This window comes from Acinetobacter sp. TW_SC_4, from assembly GCF_054861205.1.
In genome coordinates this window covers 2,210,100-2,227,117 of sequence record NZ_CM142174.1, presented here as the reverse complement: position 1 = coordinate 2,227,117, position 17,018 = coordinate 2,210,100, and the positions used below count along the sequence as shown (strand labels likewise).

17 protein-coding genes and 1 pseudogene are annotated in these 17,018 nt (G+C 43.2%); 3 read left to right on the top strand and 15 right to left on the bottom strand.

Annotated elements, in window-relative coordinates; all coding sequences use genetic code 11:
• Positions 1-27: 27 nt before the first annotated feature.
• The 5 genes from ACWM1W_RS10840 to ACWM1W_RS10820 all read right to left on the bottom strand — a co-directional run bounded on the left by ACWM1W_RS10840 (position 28) and on the right by ACWM1W_RS10820 (position 3,321).
• Entirely contained in the window at positions 28-435 is a 408-nt protein-coding gene (locus ACWM1W_RS10840) for a DUF3106 domain-containing protein (protein ID WP_448765286.1), read from the bottom strand.
• Positions 425-742 carry a hypothetical protein gene (locus ACWM1W_RS10835; protein ID WP_034702803.1) on the bottom strand — a complete coding sequence of 106 codons (318 nt, stop codon included), beginning with the start codon at positions 740-742 and terminating at the stop codon, positions 425-427. Before ACWM1W_RS10835 ends, ACWM1W_RS10840 begins: the two co-directional genes overlap by 11 nt.
• Entirely contained in the window at positions 739-1,353 is a 615-nt protein-coding gene (locus tag ACWM1W_RS10830) for an RNA polymerase sigma factor (RefSeq protein ID WP_034170930.1), read from the bottom strand. Before ACWM1W_RS10830 ends, ACWM1W_RS10835 begins: the two co-directional genes overlap by 4 nt.
• Positions 1,354-1,520: 167 nt before the next feature.
• On the bottom strand, positions 1,521-2,297 hold the full coding sequence (locus ACWM1W_RS10825; RefSeq protein WP_034170929.1) for a TrmH family RNA methyltransferase: 777 nt from the start codon (positions 2,295-2,297) through the stop codon (positions 1,521-1,523).
• Positions 2,298-2,346: 49 nt separating this feature from the next.
• The gene (locus tag ACWM1W_RS10820) at positions 2,347-3,321 is read right to left on the bottom strand and encodes a class 1 fructose-bisphosphatase (RefSeq protein ID WP_034170928.1); all 975 of its coding nucleotides are present in this window, start codon (positions 3,319-3,321) and stop codon (positions 2,347-2,349) included.
• Between the two features lie 182 nt (positions 3,322-3,503).
• On the opposite strand from ACWM1W_RS10820, the gene ACWM1W_RS10815 reads away from it, so the two are divergent.
• Positions 3,504-3,689: an NF038105 family protein gene (locus ACWM1W_RS10815; protein WP_004784609.1), complete on the top strand. Its 186-nt coding sequence runs from the start codon at positions 3,504-3,506 to the stop codon at positions 3,687-3,689.
• 90 nt (positions 3,690-3,779) lie between these two features.
• Here ACWM1W_RS10815 and pal read toward each other — a convergent pair whose 3' ends face one another.
• The 10 genes from pal to ACWM1W_RS10765 all read right to left on the bottom strand — a co-directional run bounded on the left by pal (position 3,780) and on the right by ACWM1W_RS10765 (position 14,204).
• Positions 3,780-4,352 carry a peptidoglycan-associated lipoprotein Pal gene (gene pal / locus ACWM1W_RS10810; protein ID WP_034702801.1) on the bottom strand — a complete coding sequence of 191 codons (573 nt, stop codon included), beginning with the start codon at positions 4,350-4,352 and terminating at the stop codon, positions 3,780-3,782.
• A 55-nt stretch (positions 4,353-4,407) separates the two neighbouring features.
• On the bottom strand, positions 4,408-5,691 hold the full coding sequence (gene tolB / locus ACWM1W_RS10805; RefSeq protein ID WP_171069914.1) for a Tol-Pal system beta propeller repeat protein TolB: 1,284 nt from the start codon (positions 5,689-5,691) through the stop codon (positions 4,408-4,410).
• A 202-nt stretch (positions 5,692-5,893) separates the two neighbouring features.
• Complete coding sequence (gene tolA, locus ACWM1W_RS10800) at positions 5,894-7,171, bottom strand: cell envelope integrity protein TolA (protein ID WP_461603258.1); 1,278 nt, start codon at positions 7,169-7,171, stop codon at positions 5,894-5,896.
• A gap of 3 nt (positions 7,172-7,174) precedes the next feature.
• Complete coding sequence (gene tolR, locus ACWM1W_RS10795) at positions 7,175-7,624, bottom strand: protein TolR (RefSeq protein ID WP_034170925.1); 450 nt, start codon at positions 7,622-7,624, stop codon at positions 7,175-7,177.
• On the bottom strand, positions 7,624-8,322 hold the full coding sequence (gene tolQ / locus ACWM1W_RS10790; protein WP_034170924.1) for a protein TolQ: 699 nt from the start codon (positions 8,320-8,322) through the stop codon (positions 7,624-7,626). Before tolQ ends, tolR begins: the two co-directional genes overlap by 1 nt.
• Positions 8,323-8,349: 27 nt before the next feature.
• Positions 8,350-8,757: a tol-pal system-associated acyl-CoA thioesterase gene (gene ybgC, locus ACWM1W_RS10785; RefSeq protein WP_034170923.1), complete on the bottom strand. Its 408-nt coding sequence runs from the start codon at positions 8,755-8,757 to the stop codon at positions 8,350-8,352.
• A gap of 260 nt (positions 8,758-9,017) precedes the next feature.
• On the bottom strand, positions 9,018-10,367 hold the full coding sequence (locus tag ACWM1W_RS10780) for an amidohydrolase (protein WP_034170922.1): 1,350 nt from the start codon (positions 10,365-10,367) through the stop codon (positions 9,018-9,020).
• Between the two features lie 525 nt (positions 10,368-10,892).
• Positions 10,893-11,894, bottom strand: a complete 1,002-nt coding sequence (gene ruvB, locus ACWM1W_RS10775) for a Holliday junction branch migration DNA helicase RuvB (RefSeq protein WP_034170977.1) — start codon at positions 11,892-11,894, stop codon at positions 10,893-10,895.
• A gap of 246 nt (positions 11,895-12,140) precedes the next feature.
• The gene (gene ruvA / locus ACWM1W_RS10770) at positions 12,141-12,743 is read right to left on the bottom strand and encodes a Holliday junction branch migration protein RuvA (RefSeq protein ID WP_034170921.1); all 603 of its coding nucleotides are present in this window, start codon (positions 12,741-12,743) and stop codon (positions 12,141-12,143) included.
• Between the two features lie 120 nt (positions 12,744-12,863).
• Entirely contained in the window at positions 12,864-14,204 is a 1,341-nt protein-coding gene (locus ACWM1W_RS10765; protein ID WP_166138742.1) for a deoxyguanosinetriphosphate triphosphohydrolase, read from the bottom strand.
• 193 nt (positions 14,205-14,397) lie between these two features.
• Here ACWM1W_RS10765 and ACWM1W_RS10760 point away from each other — a divergent pair.
• Positions 14,398-16,038, top strand: a pseudogene (locus tag ACWM1W_RS10760) (arylsulfatase).
• A gap of 224 nt (positions 16,039-16,262) precedes the next feature.
• Entirely contained in the window at positions 16,263-17,009 is a 747-nt protein-coding gene (locus ACWM1W_RS10755; protein ID WP_261634917.1) for an IS5 family transposase, read from the top strand.
• Positions 17,010-17,018: the final 9 nt, after the last annotated feature.

The following is a 17,018-nucleotide window of genomic DNA, read 5'->3' as shown; positions in this document are numbered from 1 at the left end:
GATGGAGGCTTTTTTATTTAACTAAAATCAATGAGTTTTAGGTTGAGTGAGTTGCTGGTATTTCTGGATATATTCTTCACGGATCGCCAGTCGTTCTTCTGGCGATGCTTTTTGCATCCGCGCACCTAACTCCTTACGTTCCTGATTGCTCATCATTTGCCAGGTTTCACGCATACGCTGCTTTTCAGCTTCAGGAAGCTGAGTGAACCAGTCCATGCGTTGCTGTAAATTAATACGTTGCTGTTCAGGTATTTCTTTTAAGGACTGATAACGTTTGATTAATGCCAGTTGTTCGGAATCAGAAAGAGTATCCCAGGTTTCATTGACCTGCGTATTGGCATCTTTGGAAAAAATCCAAAAACGTTCAAATCCCGCAAAGCTGGTTTGCAGGAAGCTGAATGCACAAAATGCAATTGCTAATCTTTTAGCTGCCATGTGGAACTTTGTCCTCACCTAAAACCATTAACATTTCCAGATCTTCAAGCATCTGTGGGGAGAGTTTGGGGGTAGATACTACCTGAGTCTGAGGTTCGTTATGACTGACAATATTCGGTAGGACTACCACGCCAGCAATCGCAGCAGCCAAAGCAAAGCCAGACATTTTTAGAAATGCAAAGCGTGAATGTTGTGCGTCATGAATATGCTCCAGCACATGATTCATCACCACCGGTTTATCTTTGTGGTGCTGTGCCAGTCCATCAAGTTTGGAAGTTACTTGCTTTAAGAAATCATCTTGCTTCATTCGGATGATCCTCCCAGATATGGATTTAAGTGTGCTAGAGAGGCACGTAGACCTTGAATAGCACGGTGATAATGGGTTTTCACACTGCCTTCTGTACAGTTCATAATTTGCGCTGTAGTTTGAGTATCAAAGCCTTCCCAGGCTCTGAGCATAAATGCTTGCTGCTGACGCACAGGTAATTTGGCAACCGCCTCCTGAATTTCTTCAGCAGTTACTGCCTGATCCAGAAATTCTAAAGGTGAGGGCGTAGATTCATCTACCAGATTGTCAAATTCGACTTCGTCGTCATCGAAGCTGACTTTTTTGAAAAAGGAAAATGGCTGGTTGCGACGTGCTTCTTTACGACGCCAATCCTGTAATTTGTTATTCAGAATCGTATAGAACAGGGGATACCACTCTTCAGTGCTTTTCTCTGCATAAGATTTATGCAAAGAAATAAAAGCTTCCTGAACCAGATCCATTGCGATTCCATGTTGTCCTTGAGTCGCACTTTCCATCATCACCAAAGCACGCCCAGTCACGTCCTGCATGAAATTTTTCAGGCGAGACTCTGCCGTACTCTTTAGAATACTCGCATCTTGTGACTGCAACGGTTTCGGTGCTAAATCCATAGAGATGGAAAATCCTGTCATTGGATACCCACCATTATTCCCAAGTTCATGTGCATATAACGTTGGGAATAACGATTTGGTTGACAATAAAACTTATTATTTTTGTAGTGTAATCTATTTTATAAATACACTGACTGGAATTAAAACAATGTAACCTAAATACCGTATTAGATACGTTGACGTACCATCTCAAAGAAACAGATAGAGCCTGCAATCGCAACATTCAGGGATTCCTGTCCACCTGGCTGTGGAATAGTCACCGCTTCGGCATGTTGCAGGGCATAGTCAGATACACCTTGGCCTTCATTGCCCAGAATCCAGACGCAGGCTTTATGCAAGTCCTTGCTATACAGGCTGCTAGAACGATGTGAGCTGGTGACATATACCGGAATCTTGAATTGCGGTAAAAGGTCTTCTAGTGCAATATTTTCAAAAGTTTGCAAAGAAAAATGTGCGCCCATACCTGCACGTAATACCCGTGGTGACCAAAGAGATGCTGAACCCTTGGTACAAATGACCTGATCAATACCGGCAGCTGCTGCTGAACGTAGCAGGGTACCGACATTGCCGGGATCCTGCACATTTTCAAGGATCAGGGTGTCAGCCGTAAAATCAAGTGCCTGGTTTGAGCTTGGAATATCCACAATCGCCATACAGGCAATTGAAGTGCCTAAGGTACTCAGGTCTTTATAAAGCGATTCACCAATGACAAAGACCACACCAGTATATTTGTTTAAAATAATGTCGAAATCAGGATGCTCTAAAGCATGTTCAGTCGTGAAGATCGAATTGATTTTCTTGTTTTCATGTAACCATGCAAGACACAGGTGCGTGCCTTCAAGCACAGTCTGTCCTTGTTTTTTTCGATAAGAATTCTGTTCAATTAAACCGCGTAAGTTTTTGATTTTAGGATTGTCTTTGGATTCAAGGAAGATGGTTGGCATAAGAAGAAAGTCCACGGCAGTCAATCAAGGATCAACTGCCGTTTAAAAATTAGTGGTGGTAGCTGGTCACAAGCTCAACTTCATTTTTTGAGCCAATGATGACAGGAACACGTTGATGCAGATTTGTAGGTTCGATTTCAAGAATGCGGACACGACCAGTCGTTGATGCACCGCCAGCCTGTTCCATTAGCATACTCATTGGATTGGCTTCATACATTAAACGTAAACGACCTGCTTTAGTTGGGTCTTTTAAGTCGTATGGGTACATGAAGATCCCGCTACGGCACAGAATACGGTGAATATCGCCGACCATACAAGCAACCCAGCGCATATTGAAATCTTTGGCGCGAGGACCTGTTTTACCTGCCAGCAATTCATCGATATAACGCTGTACAGGCGCTTCCCAGTGACGCTGATTCGATGCATTGATTGCATATTCTTTAGTATCAGCAGCCACCTGAATCGCTTCAGAAGTCAGCAGAAACTCTTGAGTTTCAGGATCGAAAGTGAAGAATACTACACCAGCACCCACAGTAAGTGCCATCATGGTTGATGGGCCATACAGGACATAACCAGCAGCAACCTGATTGACACCAGCCTGCATGAAGTCTTCTGCCTGGGTTACACTATTTTTTGCAGGAAGAATCGAAAAAATGGTACCCACACACATGTTGATATCAATATTGCTTGAACCATCAAGTGGATCGAACAATACTAGATATTGACCATTTTCCTGAGCTGAAGTGAATTCATCCAGTTCTTCAGAAGCTAAACCGCCTACATGTGGATGTACTTTTAATGCATCAATCAGATAATCATTGGAAATCACATCCAGTTTCTTTTGCTCTTCGCCTTGAACATTTTCATGCTGAGCACTACCTAATACACCCGCTAGAGCACCTTTTTGCAGGAGTTGGTCAATACGCTTGCAGGTATTTCCAATTGTTTCAATTACTTGTGCAAGTTCAGGTGTGAGGTTCCCGTTTTGTTGTTGTAGAAATTGGGATAAGGTGCGGTATGACATAAGGGAAAAACTCCAAGACTTATAATCGGGGAAAAAGATCAAAACGATATACGGCTATATTTTAGATGAGAACGTTCGAAAAGGACAATTAAACTGAATTATTTGTTGTGATTTTGCCCTTGCAACTCCTGTGGAAAGTGCTATGTTGAATCAAAGGAAAAAATGATCATAGGAGCACAGAGATGACAACATTAAAGTTTGATGCGACTCCAACGCCGAGCGAAGCGATTAATCTCGATGAAATTTCTGAAGACAAAATGAAAGAAGCGTGGAAGGATTACGAAGCAAAACCTGAATATAAAAAATTCAATAAACACGACATGATTGAATCCATGCAAACTGCCGAAGAAGTTGAAGGCAAAGAGTAATTTTATTCTTTGATCTTTCAAATATCTTCCTAATAAAAAAGCACTCAATTGAGTGCTTTTTTATTAATGATGCATTATTTAAATGATCACTTATTTTAGTAGTGGTGGAACAGCTTCGTAGTTGATTTCTACACGGCGGTTTTCTTTCCATGCACTTTCATCATGACCAGGATTAACTGGCATTTCTTTACCATAGCTCACTGCTTCAAGTTGGCCTGCATTTACACCAGAGGTGATCAGGAAACTTTCTACTGCTTTGGCACGACGTTCACCAAGCGCCATGTTGTATTCACGTGTACCACGTTCATCTGTATGGCCTGTCAGAGCTACACGAGAGTTTGCATTTGCCATCAGGAACTGGGCATGTGCTTGCAGAGTGCGGATATCGTCATTGCTCAGTTCACTGCTGTCATAGTCAAAGTGAACTACACGTTTAGCTAAATAAGCCTTATTTTCCGCAGTTACACCTTTAGCAGATGCACCAGCCATATTTTGAGCGCTTAAAGCTGCATCTTCACTTAGACCTTCAGTGCTTACAGTGGTGGTGCCACTCGTATCTAGGTTGCCAGTTTGAACTTCAGCTGCTGGTTTACGGCTGGCACAACCAGTCATTACGATTGCGGCTGCAAGTAAAGGAAGTGCAAATAATTTTACTTTGTTCATTCTTCATCTCCATGAAGGTTGATTATGGGGTAAAGCATTTATAAATATTGAACTATTATTTTGGTGCCCAAGCAGGTTCGCGGACTTCACCTGTTTCACTTGGTAAATTCATGCGGAACCGACCATCAAGAGACATGATGGATAACAATCCACGGTTACCTTCGCGAGTGGCATAGACCACCATCTGACCATTTGGCGAGAAGCTAGGTGATTCGTCCAGGCTGGTTGGCGTCAGGATATTGGTCACACCTGAGCTAATATCCTGTACAGCCACTTTATAGTTACTGCCACTTGGACGATGAACCAATGCAAGTTTCTTACCATCTGCACTTAAGGTTGCACGGGCATTAAATGCGCCACGGAAAGTCAGACGTTTGGTACTTTCATTATTAAAATCATAGCGGTAAATCTGCGGAGAACCACCACGATCTGAAGTAAAGATAAATGATTTTCCATCCGGCGCATAACGTGCTTCTGTATCAATTGCGCTATCGTTGGTCATGCGTTTTAACTGGCGTGTTTCCAGATTCATCTGATAGATTTCCGGGTTACCATGCATAGACGCCGTAAATAGCATGCTCTTGCCATCTGGAGAGAAGCTTGGTGCACCGTTTAATCCACGGAAGCTGGCCAGCTTTTCACGTTGACCAGTCGCCAGATCCTGTACATAAATGGCCGGACGTTTGGTTTCAAAAGATACATATGCAATTTTTTTCGCGTCCGGTGTCCAGGCAGGTGACAGGATTGGATCACGCGAAGTCAAAATGGTCTTTGGCTGTTCACCATCCGTATCGGCAATCTGCAAGGTATAACGCTGATCAGGCGTTGCCGGGTTACGCAAGACATAAGCAATACGGCCAGTGAAATCTCCCGGAATACCAGTTAATGCCTGATAGATGGCATCACTGATCATATGGGCTGCGTGACGGGTACGTGAAGCAGGAACAGTCAGCAACTCATTCAGTAAGTATTGACGTTTTTCGACATCATACAATTGATACTGAATGCTATAAGAACCATCCGGATTGGTCTTGGATGAACCGGTCACCACATAAGGTACGCCTGCAGCTGCCCATGCTTCAGCATTTGGCGAATTCAGTTGTGCTGTAGCAGGTAAATTCTTCGAGGCACTGGCAAATTTTCCAGAACGATTCAGGTCATTTTCCACCACCGGATAAATACTCTGATCCTGGCTAAAAGGCACAATGGCAATTTTAGGGGCAGCTTCAGGAGCTTTGGTAATTTCCAGATGCAGTTGGGCCTGAGACTGGGTCGCAGTGACGGCACCCAAAGTGGTCATGATTGCAAGGCAGAGTAGGTGTTTGCGTGTCTTTTCCATCATTCGTTATTTACTCAAATCAACGGAGTTATTTATAAGTGATTGGGCTACATCATCGCATAGATTTATGCGAAATAGACCACGAATTTATCATCAAACTGTTATATTACTATGGAGAGTGATTATTATTTAATCTGTTTCAATTGAGGTTTAACTCAAAAAAACAGCCATAACACTTTTTCTTTATTATGGCTGTTTCTTATTAATGAGCTGTAAAGGTTGAAGTAAAACTTCGTGCTTCACGGCGTGCATCCGGATCTGAAGGCATGGGATAAGGTGCAGCAGCACGTACTGCCGCTTCTACACTGGCTTTCATATCTGGATCACTGGCACTCACCACCACAGAAACCACAGAACCACTATCGCTTAAAGTGACCCGAGCAGTCGCTTTCTGGCCTGAAGAGCCCACAGGGGTATCCCATGCACGTCTGATTTTATTTTCGAAATCACGTTTTGCAGTAGAGGCAATTCGTTTAGATTCCGCTTTTTTCTGTGCAGCTTCTTCAGCAGCCTGTTTGGCTGCAGAGGCTTTGGCATCAGCTTCTGCCTTGGCTTTCGCATCTGCATCTGCTTTAGCCTTTGCCGCAGCGTCAGCTTTATGTTTAGCATCCGCCTCTGCTTTAGCTTTTGCAGCGGCATCAGCTTTATGCTTGGCATCAGCATCCGCTTTGGCCTTCGCAGCCGCATCAGCTTTACGTTTAGCTTCGGCATCTGCTTTAGCCTTCGCAGCCGCATCAGCTTTACGTTTAGCTTCAGCCTTTGCTTTAGCTTTTGCAGCGGCATCAGCTTTACGTTTAGCTTCGGCATCTGCTTTAGCCTTCGCTGCCGCTTCAGCTTTACGTTTAGCTTCGGTATCTGCCTTGGCTTTTGCCTCGGCTTTTTGCTTGGCGGCTAAATCAGCCTTTTTCTGCGCTTCAAGTTTGGCTTTTTGCGCAGCATCGGCTTTACGCTGTGCTTCTACTTCGGCCTTACGCGCTGCTTCAGCTTCAGCCTTAGATTTTTGTGCAGCCTCTGCTTTGGCTTTGGCAGCAGCCTGTTTTGCCTGTTCGGCGGCTTCAGCACGTTTTGCAGCTTCGGCTGCTTGTTGGGCAGCCTTGGCTTGAGCAAGCTCTGCTGCTTTTGCTTCTTGCTGAGCTTTTTGAATATCGATCTGTGGGGGTGCTGGTGCAGGCTGCGGTGCCGGAGGTGCCGGTGCAGCTGCCGTTGGAACCACAGGCGCGGGCTCTACACTCGGTTCAGTAGTTTGGGTAATTTCTTCTGCAATATTTTCATGTGCAGTTTCTTCAAACTCGGTTTCTTCACGAGTCACTGGCTTGAGGTCTTCAGGTTTAATTAAGACCGTTTTAATCTGTTTTGGCGGTTCAGGTGGCTTACTCATGCCCAGAAAAAGCAGGCCCACCAAAGCAACTGCATGGATTCCTAGCGTAAACCCAATTGCAATTGCTTTCTTCTGAAACGGTGGTTTCTGATAATTTTTCATACTTTATTCTAATGGCTTGGTTAGTAAGCCCACTTGGGATAAACCGGCATCCTGCAGGCTTGACATCAAGGCCATCACATCGCCATAAGGGCGAGTAGTATGACCATTGATCACGACATTTAGGATCTTGTTTTCACTTTCAGCAGTGCTTTGCGCTTCTATCAAAGTCTGCGTCAAAGCCTCTAGGGTGACAGGACCTGTGGTCTGATTTTTATATTCCAGAAAATAAGTACCATCTTCTTTTAAAGTGACAATAGTAGGCGCATCTTTGGATTCGATTGGCAAGCCATTGGCCTGCGGCAAATCGACCTTGATGCCACTGGTAATCATTGGGGCAGTCACCATGAAAATGACCAGAAGTACCAGCATTACATCGATGTAAGGCACTACATTCATGTCACTTTTCAGTGGTTTTTTAATACGCTCGAAGCGTCCTGAACGTTGAATGGCCATTAGTCATTGTCCTGCGTAGCGCCCACAGATTGACGTTGCAGTAGTGCCACCATTTCTTCAGCGAACAGAGCACGGTCAGAGTACAGTGCTTCACCTTTAGATGTGAAATGGTTAAAGGCTAAAACCGCAGGAATTGCAGCAAATAAACCAATCGCCGTTGCAATCAGGGCCTCTGCAATACCAGGTGCGACAGTGGCCAAAGTGACCTGATCCACATCTGCCAGACCAATAAAGGCATTCATGATGCCCCAGACGGTACCAAACAGACCGACATAAGGAGCAACTGAACCAATACTGGCCAGCGCACCCAAGCCTTGTTCCAGATGTCCCTGATCACGACTTAAACCTACACGCAGAATACGTTCGGTTCCTTCAATCGACTGGGCAGTTGGTGCATGGCGTTTTTTAAGTTTAAGGAACTCGCCCAGACCCTGATAGAAGATATCTTCCAGACCGGTACGTTTGGAATTGAGCTGGGCATTGTTATAAAGCGTTTTGAGTTCGGCACCTGACCAGAAAATTTTCTGGAAACGATCGTCGTCAGCCTGAGCCTTTTTATAGCTCATGGTTAACTTGGCAATCAGATACCAGCTGTACAACGAGGCTAACAGGAGAGAAAGCATCACCAGTTGTACGACAGGGCTTGCTTGTAAAATAAGATCTGAGACTTGAAGAGATGATTCTAACTGAGTTGCCATAGCTGTTACGTGTGCCAAATAATTTTTTTAGTCTTGTTCCAATTCTTTATGAATCAGTTCGCGGATTTCATCAGGAAGACGACGTGGTTTCATGTCTGCACTAATACATGCCAACTCGACCTCACCAGATGCAAGCATGATTTCACCACGATAAATATTTTGTTGCAATACAAATGATGAAGCTTTACATGAAATGACACGTGCAGTCACGGTAATCAGGTCATCCATGAGGATTGGGCGCATATATTTGACGTTAATTTTGTGCACAACAAAGTTGTAGTCGGACTGATGCCAGTAGTGACTTACTCCGGAAGCACGTAACCATTCAGTACGGGTACGTTCCATATAGCGAATATGGTTAGCGTGGTAGACAATGCCACCCGCATCAGTATCTTCAATATAGACGCGGATATTGAATTCAAAGTGATTCGCCATAGTTTTGTTCCATGCAGATTTTACGAAATTATCGCTTGTTTTTAGAGGCTGGAGCAGGCTTAGAATTTGCCTTATTCATTCCAAAAGTCAAGCAATTTAGCGCGTCAAAGTTTAGCACTGTGAGCTTTTAGACCAATGGCACAAGATGTCAAATCTGGATGGAGTAGGGGCTAAGCCAGTACGGAACGGCCAATTGCTTATTAATACGGCGAAGTAAAAGCATGAATGAGACCAGTCATTCATGCTTGAGGAACTAAGAATCAGCTTTTGTTATTTTGTTTCCAGCTTGCTTGTACCTGATTAGCCACTTTCGGATAATCCAGAATAAAGCGGACATGACTTTCTACGCCGGTTTTTAAAGTCGCATCATCGACTATAAAATTCGGGTTATGGTTTGGTGCTGCTTTGGCTGGATCCTGATCTGCTGGCGTTGCACCGACGAACACAAAGAGCGATGGCATCAGCTTGCCATAATACGCGAAGTCTTCACTGGCACTGGCATTGTTATCAAGTAGATGCAGTTTATCTTCACCATTCACTTTAGCCAGAGTCGAGCGCATCAACTCGGTCAAGGTTTTATCATTGGTGGTAACAGGTGCATAAGGTGCAATTTCTACTTTGACTTTGACATCATTGGCTGCGGCATTGTGTTCCAGCATTTTCGGCAAGTCTTTTAAAATACCTTGACGGACATCTTCACTATTAGAACGAATCGTACCGACCATATTCACCTGATTAGGAATTACGTTTCCTGTGGTACCCCCCTGAATACTTCCAATACTGACCACGCCCATGCCTTTGGTTAAATCAGCTTTACGACTTACCAGACTTTGTAAATTATTAATCATCTGTGCAGAAGCATAGATGGGATCACGACCTGCCCAAGGCATTGAACCATGTACCTGATGGCCATCTACCTGAATACGTAAATGATCCGCGCTATTGAGAATCGCACCATCTTTATAGAAAATATTGCCGCTTGGCATACCAGCCATCACATGCATTCCAAAAATGACTTCAGGCTGGGGATTCTTGAGTGCACCATCGGCAAGCATTTTACGTGAGCCGATCTGATCGCCCTGGCTAAAGTTATCAATATCTGCACCGCCTTCTTCAGCAGGCTGGAATACAAATACCACGGTTCCGGCAATCTTATCTTTATTGGCAGCGAGCACTTTGGCGGCACCTAGTAGCATTGCAGTATGCGCATCATGACCGCAGGCATGCATCACATAAGTTTCCTTACCTTGATAAATGCCTTTCTGCTTGCTGGCAAAAGGTACGGCTGCCGTTTCCTGAATCGGCAAGGCATCCATATCTGCACGTAATGCCATGACTGGGCCAGGTTTTGAACCTTTTAGAACGCCGATCACACCTGTTTTGGCATAACCTTTACGTACTTCAATGCCATAGGACTTTAATTCTTTTTGTATTAATTCCGAGGTTTTAAATTCCATATTGCCTAGTTCAGGATATTGGTGAATATGCTGGCGCAGTTTGATGGTATGCGCTTCGGCTGCTTTAACTGAATCATCTACCCAATCTGCTAAAGCTAGTTGACTACAGAATAGAAGAGGGAGACAAAGTGAAAGCGTCTTATGCATGTTCATATCAGGGAGAACCTTAAAAATCTGAATAGAGTTAAAGTGATGCCTGAGCATTACATAATGCACTACATTTGACCAAAACCCTCTGAGTATGGGTTTCATACCTTTTTGGTATATTCATTTTTAGTACTTGCTGATAAAGGGAATTTTACAGAGGTAGATATTGTAAAATTATGTAATTATAAAAATCTAATGGTCTATTTTATTTAAAAAATTCAAACTAATAGGGAATTGTTGAAGGGAATTTATATCTGATTTAAAAAACTCTCATTATGTAAGTTTCAACTATTTCTCTAAGTTAAATACTATTTTGGCATAAAAGTTGCTTTGGTTATTTCATAATTATTATTGATAGAATTTTTAAAAGAAATAGCCTAAGTATTCGTTTGAAGGGCAATAATTATATAGCTAAATAAACTACTTAATAATAAAGATTTGAGTTTGTGCTTTTGGAGCTAATTGATTGCAGTAGTCAATTAGCTCTTTTTCTTTGCGATAAAAAATGGCTAAGCCAAAAGAATTTTATCTTTACTTTGGCTCAGGGGGCGTCATGCCAAATTGTAAATAAGCCATATTGGTCGCAATACGACCGCGCGCAGTACGCATCACATAACCTTGCTGAATCAGATAAGGCTCAATCACATCTTCCAGAGTACCTGAATCTTCTGCCATTGCTGCTGCCAAAGCTTCTACACCCGCCGGGCCACCATCAAAGCGTTCCAATAACATCGACAGGTAACGACGGTCAAGCGTATCCAGGCCATCTTTATCCACGTTCAACATATCTAATGCACGTTGAGCCATTTCCTGAGTGACTTCACCTGTGCCTTTGACTTGAGCATAGTCACGTACACGACGTAATAAACGATTGGCAATACGCGGTGTACCACGTGAACGACGTGCAATTTCTTTTGCGCCATCTTCGGTCATTGGCACATCCATCAAACTCGCAGAACGTTTCACGATATGGGTCAGATCATCAACTGAATAGAATTCCAGACGCTGCACAATCCCGAAACGGTCGCGTAGTGGAGAGGTGAGTAGACCAGCACGTGTGGTTGCAGCGACCAAAGTAAATGGTGGTAAGTCCAATTTAATCGAACGGGCAGCAGGGCCTTCACCAATCATGATATCCAGCTGGTAGTCTTCCATGGCTGGATAAAGGATTTCTTCAATCACGGGTGACAGGCGGTGAATCTCGTCAATAAACAGAACATCACCTTCCTCAAGGTTGGTCAGCATTGCTGCCAGATCGCCCGCACGTTCTAGTACTGGGCCAGAAGTCGATTTGAGATTGCCACCCATTTCACGGGCAATAATATTCGCTAACGTCGTTTTACCCAGACCTGGAGGTCCAAAGATCAAAGTATGATCGAGAGCTTCAGCACGGCCACGGGCTGCACCAATAAAGATTTCCATTTGCTCACGTACCACAGGTTGACCGATATAGTCATCGAGGGAAGTCGGGCGGATGGCACGATCAAAATGATCTTCGGGTTTTTCAGAACCACTGATTAGACGGTCTTGCATATCTATTAACTTAATCTCTTTATCGAAGCTGTTTGATGCTGCGGAAACAGCCTCAAATAATGATTTGTGTTTAGCTGCCATTGTGTAGGCGTTGTTTTACTTTTGAAAGATCAAAAGTAACAAAAATCTTTTTGTTGAGTTGAGGGTACGTCCTGTACCCCAACTCAACTGGCGACATCCATGTCGCGAGTAATTTATATAAATAGGAGAATAAACATTCTTATTTAAAGTAAAGTCATTTTCCTATTATCTATTCATCGACTTTAATGCCGCGCGGATAATATCGCTGGCTTCAGTAAATTCACCTTTGGCAGCGTTCACCAGTTTTTGTGCTTCAGCAGGTTTATAGCCCAATGACTGTAATGCAGCTTCCGCTTCAGCTACAGCTGAATTGCCCATAAACTGAATTTGTGGAGCTGTCGAATTGCTTGGAGCAGTGCCAGCAGACATGGCTTTAAAGCGGTCGCGCAGTTCAATCATCAAACGTTCAGCCGTTTTCTTGCCGACACCTGGGACTTTAACCAAAGTATTTACATCTTCAATTTCAACAGTATGGATCAGCACCTCAACACTTAAAGTTGAAAGAATGCCAAGTGCCATTTTCGGGCCAACGCCGTTCACTTTTAATAAAGTGCGGAAAATGGTTTTTTCCTGAGCATTTAAAAACCCATACAGTAATTGTGCATCTTCACGTACGGCCAGATGTGTCCACAGGGTAATTTTCTGGCCTTTTTGCAACTGGCAAAAAGTGGTGAGCGGCGTATCAATTTCATAACCTACACCATTCACATTTAATAATACAGTCGGTGCTTCCAGCGCCAGCACTTCACCAATCAGGCATCCAATCATCTTTTATCATTACTCAATTCAGTTTTGCAGCATAGTAGTCAGCATTTTCAGGAAAGGCAAAATCTCCTTCTGCAAAACAGGTGATTTTGCTGCAATAAGCATCTAATTCAGCAAGATGTTTTATAACAATCCGGCTTTATTGCCTTGCAACTCCTGTGACAGGTTATAAGCCTGGTGATCCGAAAATTTCGAGATAATATCCAGCACCTGCATGATATTGTCATAATGGCTGTCTTTAAAATTCGCCCCTGAACGTTGCAGAATCGACATTAAACGTTGCTCCTTAAAGCTCAGGTTTTTATGCGGTGTGGTCAGAGGAATAAAAGCATCCAGAATATTTTGTAGACTTTGATGGGCAATGATTTCTAAGCCTGCTTTCTGTGGATGTTCAAAAATCTTGTCACGTGCCAGTTCTTTAGCGCGATTAATACCACTTTCAATATCTGACGAACAATACTGTAGTAAAGTGCCTTGTAACTGACCAGACAAAATCTGATCATGGTGGCGTGCAAAAGCAGTAGTGACTTCATTCACCAGACGTTTCATCACACGGCCACGCAGTGCAGCAATTTTCTGTTGCCAGGTCGTGTCAGGCATGCCGATTTCAGAAGGCGTGCCATAATCTCCGAGCAGATTTAAAAATACCGGTTCCACTTCAGCATAGCTGAGCATGTTCAAGCTGATGCCATCTTCTAGGTCAATCAGGGCATAGCAGATATCATCGGCTGCTTCGAGTAGATAGGTCAGTGGATGACGACAATATCGATACTCGCCGAGCTGGATCAGTCCAAGCTCTTCCGCGATCTGCTTTAAAATCTCTTTTTCTGCCTGATAGCAGCCAAACTTGGCACGGCTACTGGCAGGCAAATCTACCTGCGATGCCATGGTTTTTGACAGCCACGGATATTTTAAATAAGCACCTAAAGTGGCATAGGTCAGGCGCATGCCACCATCATTTGGATGATAGTCAATTTTGGTAAGCAGGCGCAGGCCTTGGGCGTTACCTTCAAACTGACGTACATCTGCTTCCTGTTCAGGACTTAAATCTTTTAAGAAGTCAGTATGTGATACATCATCAAACCATTCCCGGATCGCATATTCACCGGCATGGCCAAAAGGCGGGTTACCAATATCATGCGCCAAACAGGCAGCTTGAATGATGGCACCTACATCAGCGGGTGACACCCAAGGGGGAAGCTGATCTTTAATTTTCTCTGCGGCCAGCATCCCTAGCGAGCGGCCAATACAGGAGACTTCCAGTGAATGCGTCAGGCGAGTATGAATACCATCGTGCTGGGTTAAGGGATGCACCTGGGTTTTACGGTTGAGCTGCCGGAAGCTCTGGGAAAAAATAATACGGTCATAATCTTTGTGGAACGGGCTACGTGCCAGTTCAGTGCTCTGCTTTTTACTACCAATCCGAACTGTCGAAAGCAGTTCCAACCAACGCATTTGAGTCATTTATCATTATTCAGTTCTCTACTTTCTGCATCATGCCAAAAAAGAGCGTAAAGCACTAGGGCAGTGCGACATGAAATGTCATTTTGAATTAGCTTAGCTGAAATACAGCGAAAGATTGTCAATTTGGTGACAGGATTGAGCCAGCAATTTCAGGCAAATTACCACCATAATAAAATCAATTTGCAGACCAAATATGACCACAGCACAAACTACTCAACCAAATATTTTACTCATCGTCGCTGATGATCTGGGCTTTTCTGATCTGGGTGCATTTGGTGGAGAGATCCAGACACCACATTTAGATGCGATTGCCCTGGAAGGATTACGTTTAACTAATTTCCATGCTGCATCGACCTGTTCAGCCATCCGTTCCATGCTGCTTTCCGGCACAGACCATCATCTGGCAGGATTGGGTTCCATGGCCGAAGCCATACGACCTGAACAGAAAGGTCAACCGGGTTATGAGGGGTATTTAAATGATCAGGTTGCGGCTCTACCGGAACTGTTACATGATGCAGGCTATTACACCATCATGTCTGGAAAATGGCATCTGGGCTTAACTCCACCGTTTTCCGACACGCCGTGGTTTTGAAAAGTCATTTACCTTGCTCCCGGGTGCAGCCAATCACTATGCGTTTGAACCGGATATTCCAGAAGAAGAAACCCCGGAATTGTTGAAAGTGATTCGTGGGCTCTATGCAGAAAATGATGAATACATTACTGCATTGCCGGAAGATTTTTATAGTTCAGACTATTTTACAGATCGCTTGCTGAGTTATCTGCAAGATGATGAGAGTCGTGCAGAACACCCATTCTTTGCCTATTTACCATTTTCAGCACCACACTGGCCTTTGCAAGCCTACCCAGAAGATATTGCCAAATATAAAGGTACGTATAATGAAGGTCCTGAAGTATTACGTCAGAAGCGTTTAGCTAAAATCAAAGAGCTCGGTTTAGTAGGTAAGGATGTTACGATTCATCCAGTATTGGCAAAAACTAAATTTTGGGACAGCTTAACGGATGAAGAAAAGCAGTTCTCGGCACGTACCATGGAAGTCTACGCAGCAATGGTTGATCGCATGGACCAGAATATTGGTCGTGTGATTAAACATTTAAAACAGACTGGTCAATACGACAATACCATTATTATTTTTCTTTCGGACAATGGGGCAGAAGGTGCGCAGCTGGAAGCATTACCAGTCTTTGGTCCTGATATTGAGACAGTGATTGCCAAATATTATGACAATCGTCTGGAAAATATTGGCAAGGGTAATTCCTATGTCTGGTATGGTGAGCATTGGGCACAGGCGGCCACAGCGCCATCTCGACTTTATAAAGCGCATACCAGTGAAGGTGGAATTCGTACACCGGCATTTATCAAGCATCAGGGCTTTGCACGTCAAAATGGCATCAGTCATGAGTTTTTAACGGTGATGGATCTACTGCCTACTTTACTGGAAACATTAAATATTCAGCATCCGGGACAGCAGTATAAAGGTCGGAAACTGGTGACACTACGTGGTAAAAGCATTCTGCCGTATTTGCAGCAACAGCAGGCCTATATTCATGCTGAAGACCATGTCACGGGTTGGGAACTCTTTGGGCAGAAAGCCTTACGCAAAGGGATTGGAAAGCCTTGTTTATTCCTGCACCGAATGGCCCAAACAAATGGCAACTCTATAACCTGGCAGAAGATGTCGGTGAAACAGATGATCTGGCAGAGCGTTATCCAGAAAAATTACAGGAGCTGCTGGCCGACTGGAAAATTTATGTACGAGAAAATGGTGTGATAGAAATTGAAGGCGGGGGAATTTTATTAAATAAAACTGCTTGAGCTAATCTTATTAGGGTATCGAATTTCAAAAATAAACGGATATTCGTGAGAATAAACTAAAAATAAAAAACAGGTCAAACGGCCTGTTTTTTTATAAAGCAATAATTTTGATAGAAAGTAAATCTTAATCTGTAAGCTGAATAGTTAGGGTGTGTTGACACTTTTAGCTTAAAAAATAGCGAAGTAGTAAAATCAAATCGCCAAACCCAATTTTACTATTCGCTATGCCTCGTACCATGCTGACAGATCAACACTGGCAAAAGTTGAAAACTATTTTGCGTAATTTATCTATTCATCACAACTCAAACTTACGTAATTTTATTGAAGCTATTCTCTATAGAATTAGAACAGGCTGTCCGTGGCGAGATATTCCTTCCTATTTCGGTCAATCAAACTCTATTTTCAAACGTTTTAATCGTTGGTCAAGCAGTGGTAAGTTGCTTAGATTATTCAAATTATTAGCATCATGCCCCGATATGGAGTGGATTTTTATTGATGGCTCTCACGTACGTGCTCATCAACATTCTGCCGGTATAGCGAATCAATCCATTTCTAAAAGTGTAGGAGGAAACTCCTCAAAAATACATTTGATTGTTGATGCAAATGGCAATCCTGTTGATTTCATGATTACCGATGGAACCACACATGACGTCAAAGTTGCACCTGATTTAATATCAACATTAGACTTAAAAGAGACAAAAGTGGTCTGCGCAGATAAAGGCTATGATTCAGAACCACTGCGTGAACAGATCAGAAAAACAGGGACAAAAGCGAATATACCAAAGAAAATAAATAGCCAATCGAACAATGATCATATGGACTGGTATTTATATAAAATCAGGCATTTAGTTGAAAATATGTTTTGTAGATTAAAGCAATTTAGAGGAATAGCTACTCGATATGACAAGCTCAAAAGAAATTATCAAAGTTCTGTTGCCTTAGCCTGTATATTTTTATGGCTACCTTTATAGGTTTAATTA

Excerpts from the sequence above, each read along its gene's own strand:
- ACWM1W_RS10825 (WP_034170929.1), bottom strand. The coding sequence starts at position 2,297 with ATGCCAACCATCTTCCTTGAATCCAAAGACAATCCTAAAATCAAAAAC.
- ruvA (WP_034170921.1), bottom strand. The coding sequence starts at position 12,743 with ATGATTGGATGCCTGATTGGTGAAGTGCTGGCGCTGGAAGCACCGACT.
- tolA (WP_461603258.1), bottom strand. The coding sequence starts at position 7,171 with ATGAAAAATTATCAGAAACCACCGTTTCAGAAGAAAGCAATTGCAATT.
- ACWM1W_RS10780 (WP_034170922.1), bottom strand. The coding sequence starts at position 10,367 with ATGAACATGCATAAGACGCTTTCACTTTGTCTCCCTCTTCTATTCTGT.
- ACWM1W_RS10835 (WP_034702803.1), bottom strand. The coding sequence starts at position 742 with ATGAAGCAAGATGATTTCTTAAAGCAAGTAACTTCCAAACTTGATGGA.
- ACWM1W_RS10830 (WP_034170930.1), bottom strand. The coding sequence starts at position 1,353 with ATGGATTTAGCACCGAAACCGTTGCAGTCACAAGATGCGAGTATTCTA.
- ACWM1W_RS10840 (WP_448765286.1), bottom strand. The coding sequence starts at position 435 with ATGGCAGCTAAAAGATTAGCAATTGCATTTTGTGCATTCAGCTTCCTG.
- tolB (WP_171069914.1), bottom strand. The coding sequence starts at position 5,691 with ATGGAAAAGACACGCAAACACCTACTCTGCCTTGCAATCATGACCACT.
- ACWM1W_RS10815 (WP_004784609.1), top strand. The coding sequence starts at position 3,504 with ATGACAACATTAAAGTTTGATGCGACTCCAACGCCGAGCGAAGCGATT.
- ACWM1W_RS10820 (WP_034170928.1), bottom strand. The coding sequence starts at position 3,321 with ATGTCATACCGCACCTTATCCCAATTTCTACAACAACAAAACGGGAAC.
- tolR (WP_034170925.1), bottom strand. The coding sequence starts at position 7,624 with ATGGCCATTCAACGTTCAGGACGCTTCGAGCGTATTAAAAAACCACTG.
- ybgC (WP_034170923.1), bottom strand. The coding sequence starts at position 8,757 with ATGGCGAATCACTTTGAATTCAATATCCGCGTCTATATTGAAGATACT.
- ACWM1W_RS10755 (WP_261634917.1), top strand. The coding sequence starts at position 16,263 with ATGCCTCGTACCATGCTGACAGATCAACACTGGCAAAAGTTGAAAACT.
- ACWM1W_RS10765 (WP_166138742.1), bottom strand. The coding sequence starts at position 14,204 with ATGACTCAAATGCGTTGGTTGGAACTGCTTTCGACAGTTCGGATTGGT.
- pal (WP_034702801.1), bottom strand. The coding sequence starts at position 4,352 with ATGAACAAAGTAAAATTATTTGCACTTCCTTTACTTGCAGCCGCAATC.
- ruvB (WP_034170977.1), bottom strand. The coding sequence starts at position 11,894 with ATGCAAGACCGTCTAATCAGTGGTTCTGAAAAACCCGAAGATCATTTT.
- tolQ (WP_034170924.1), bottom strand. The coding sequence starts at position 8,322 with ATGGCAACTCAGTTAGAATCATCTCTTCAAGTCTCAGATCTTATTTTA.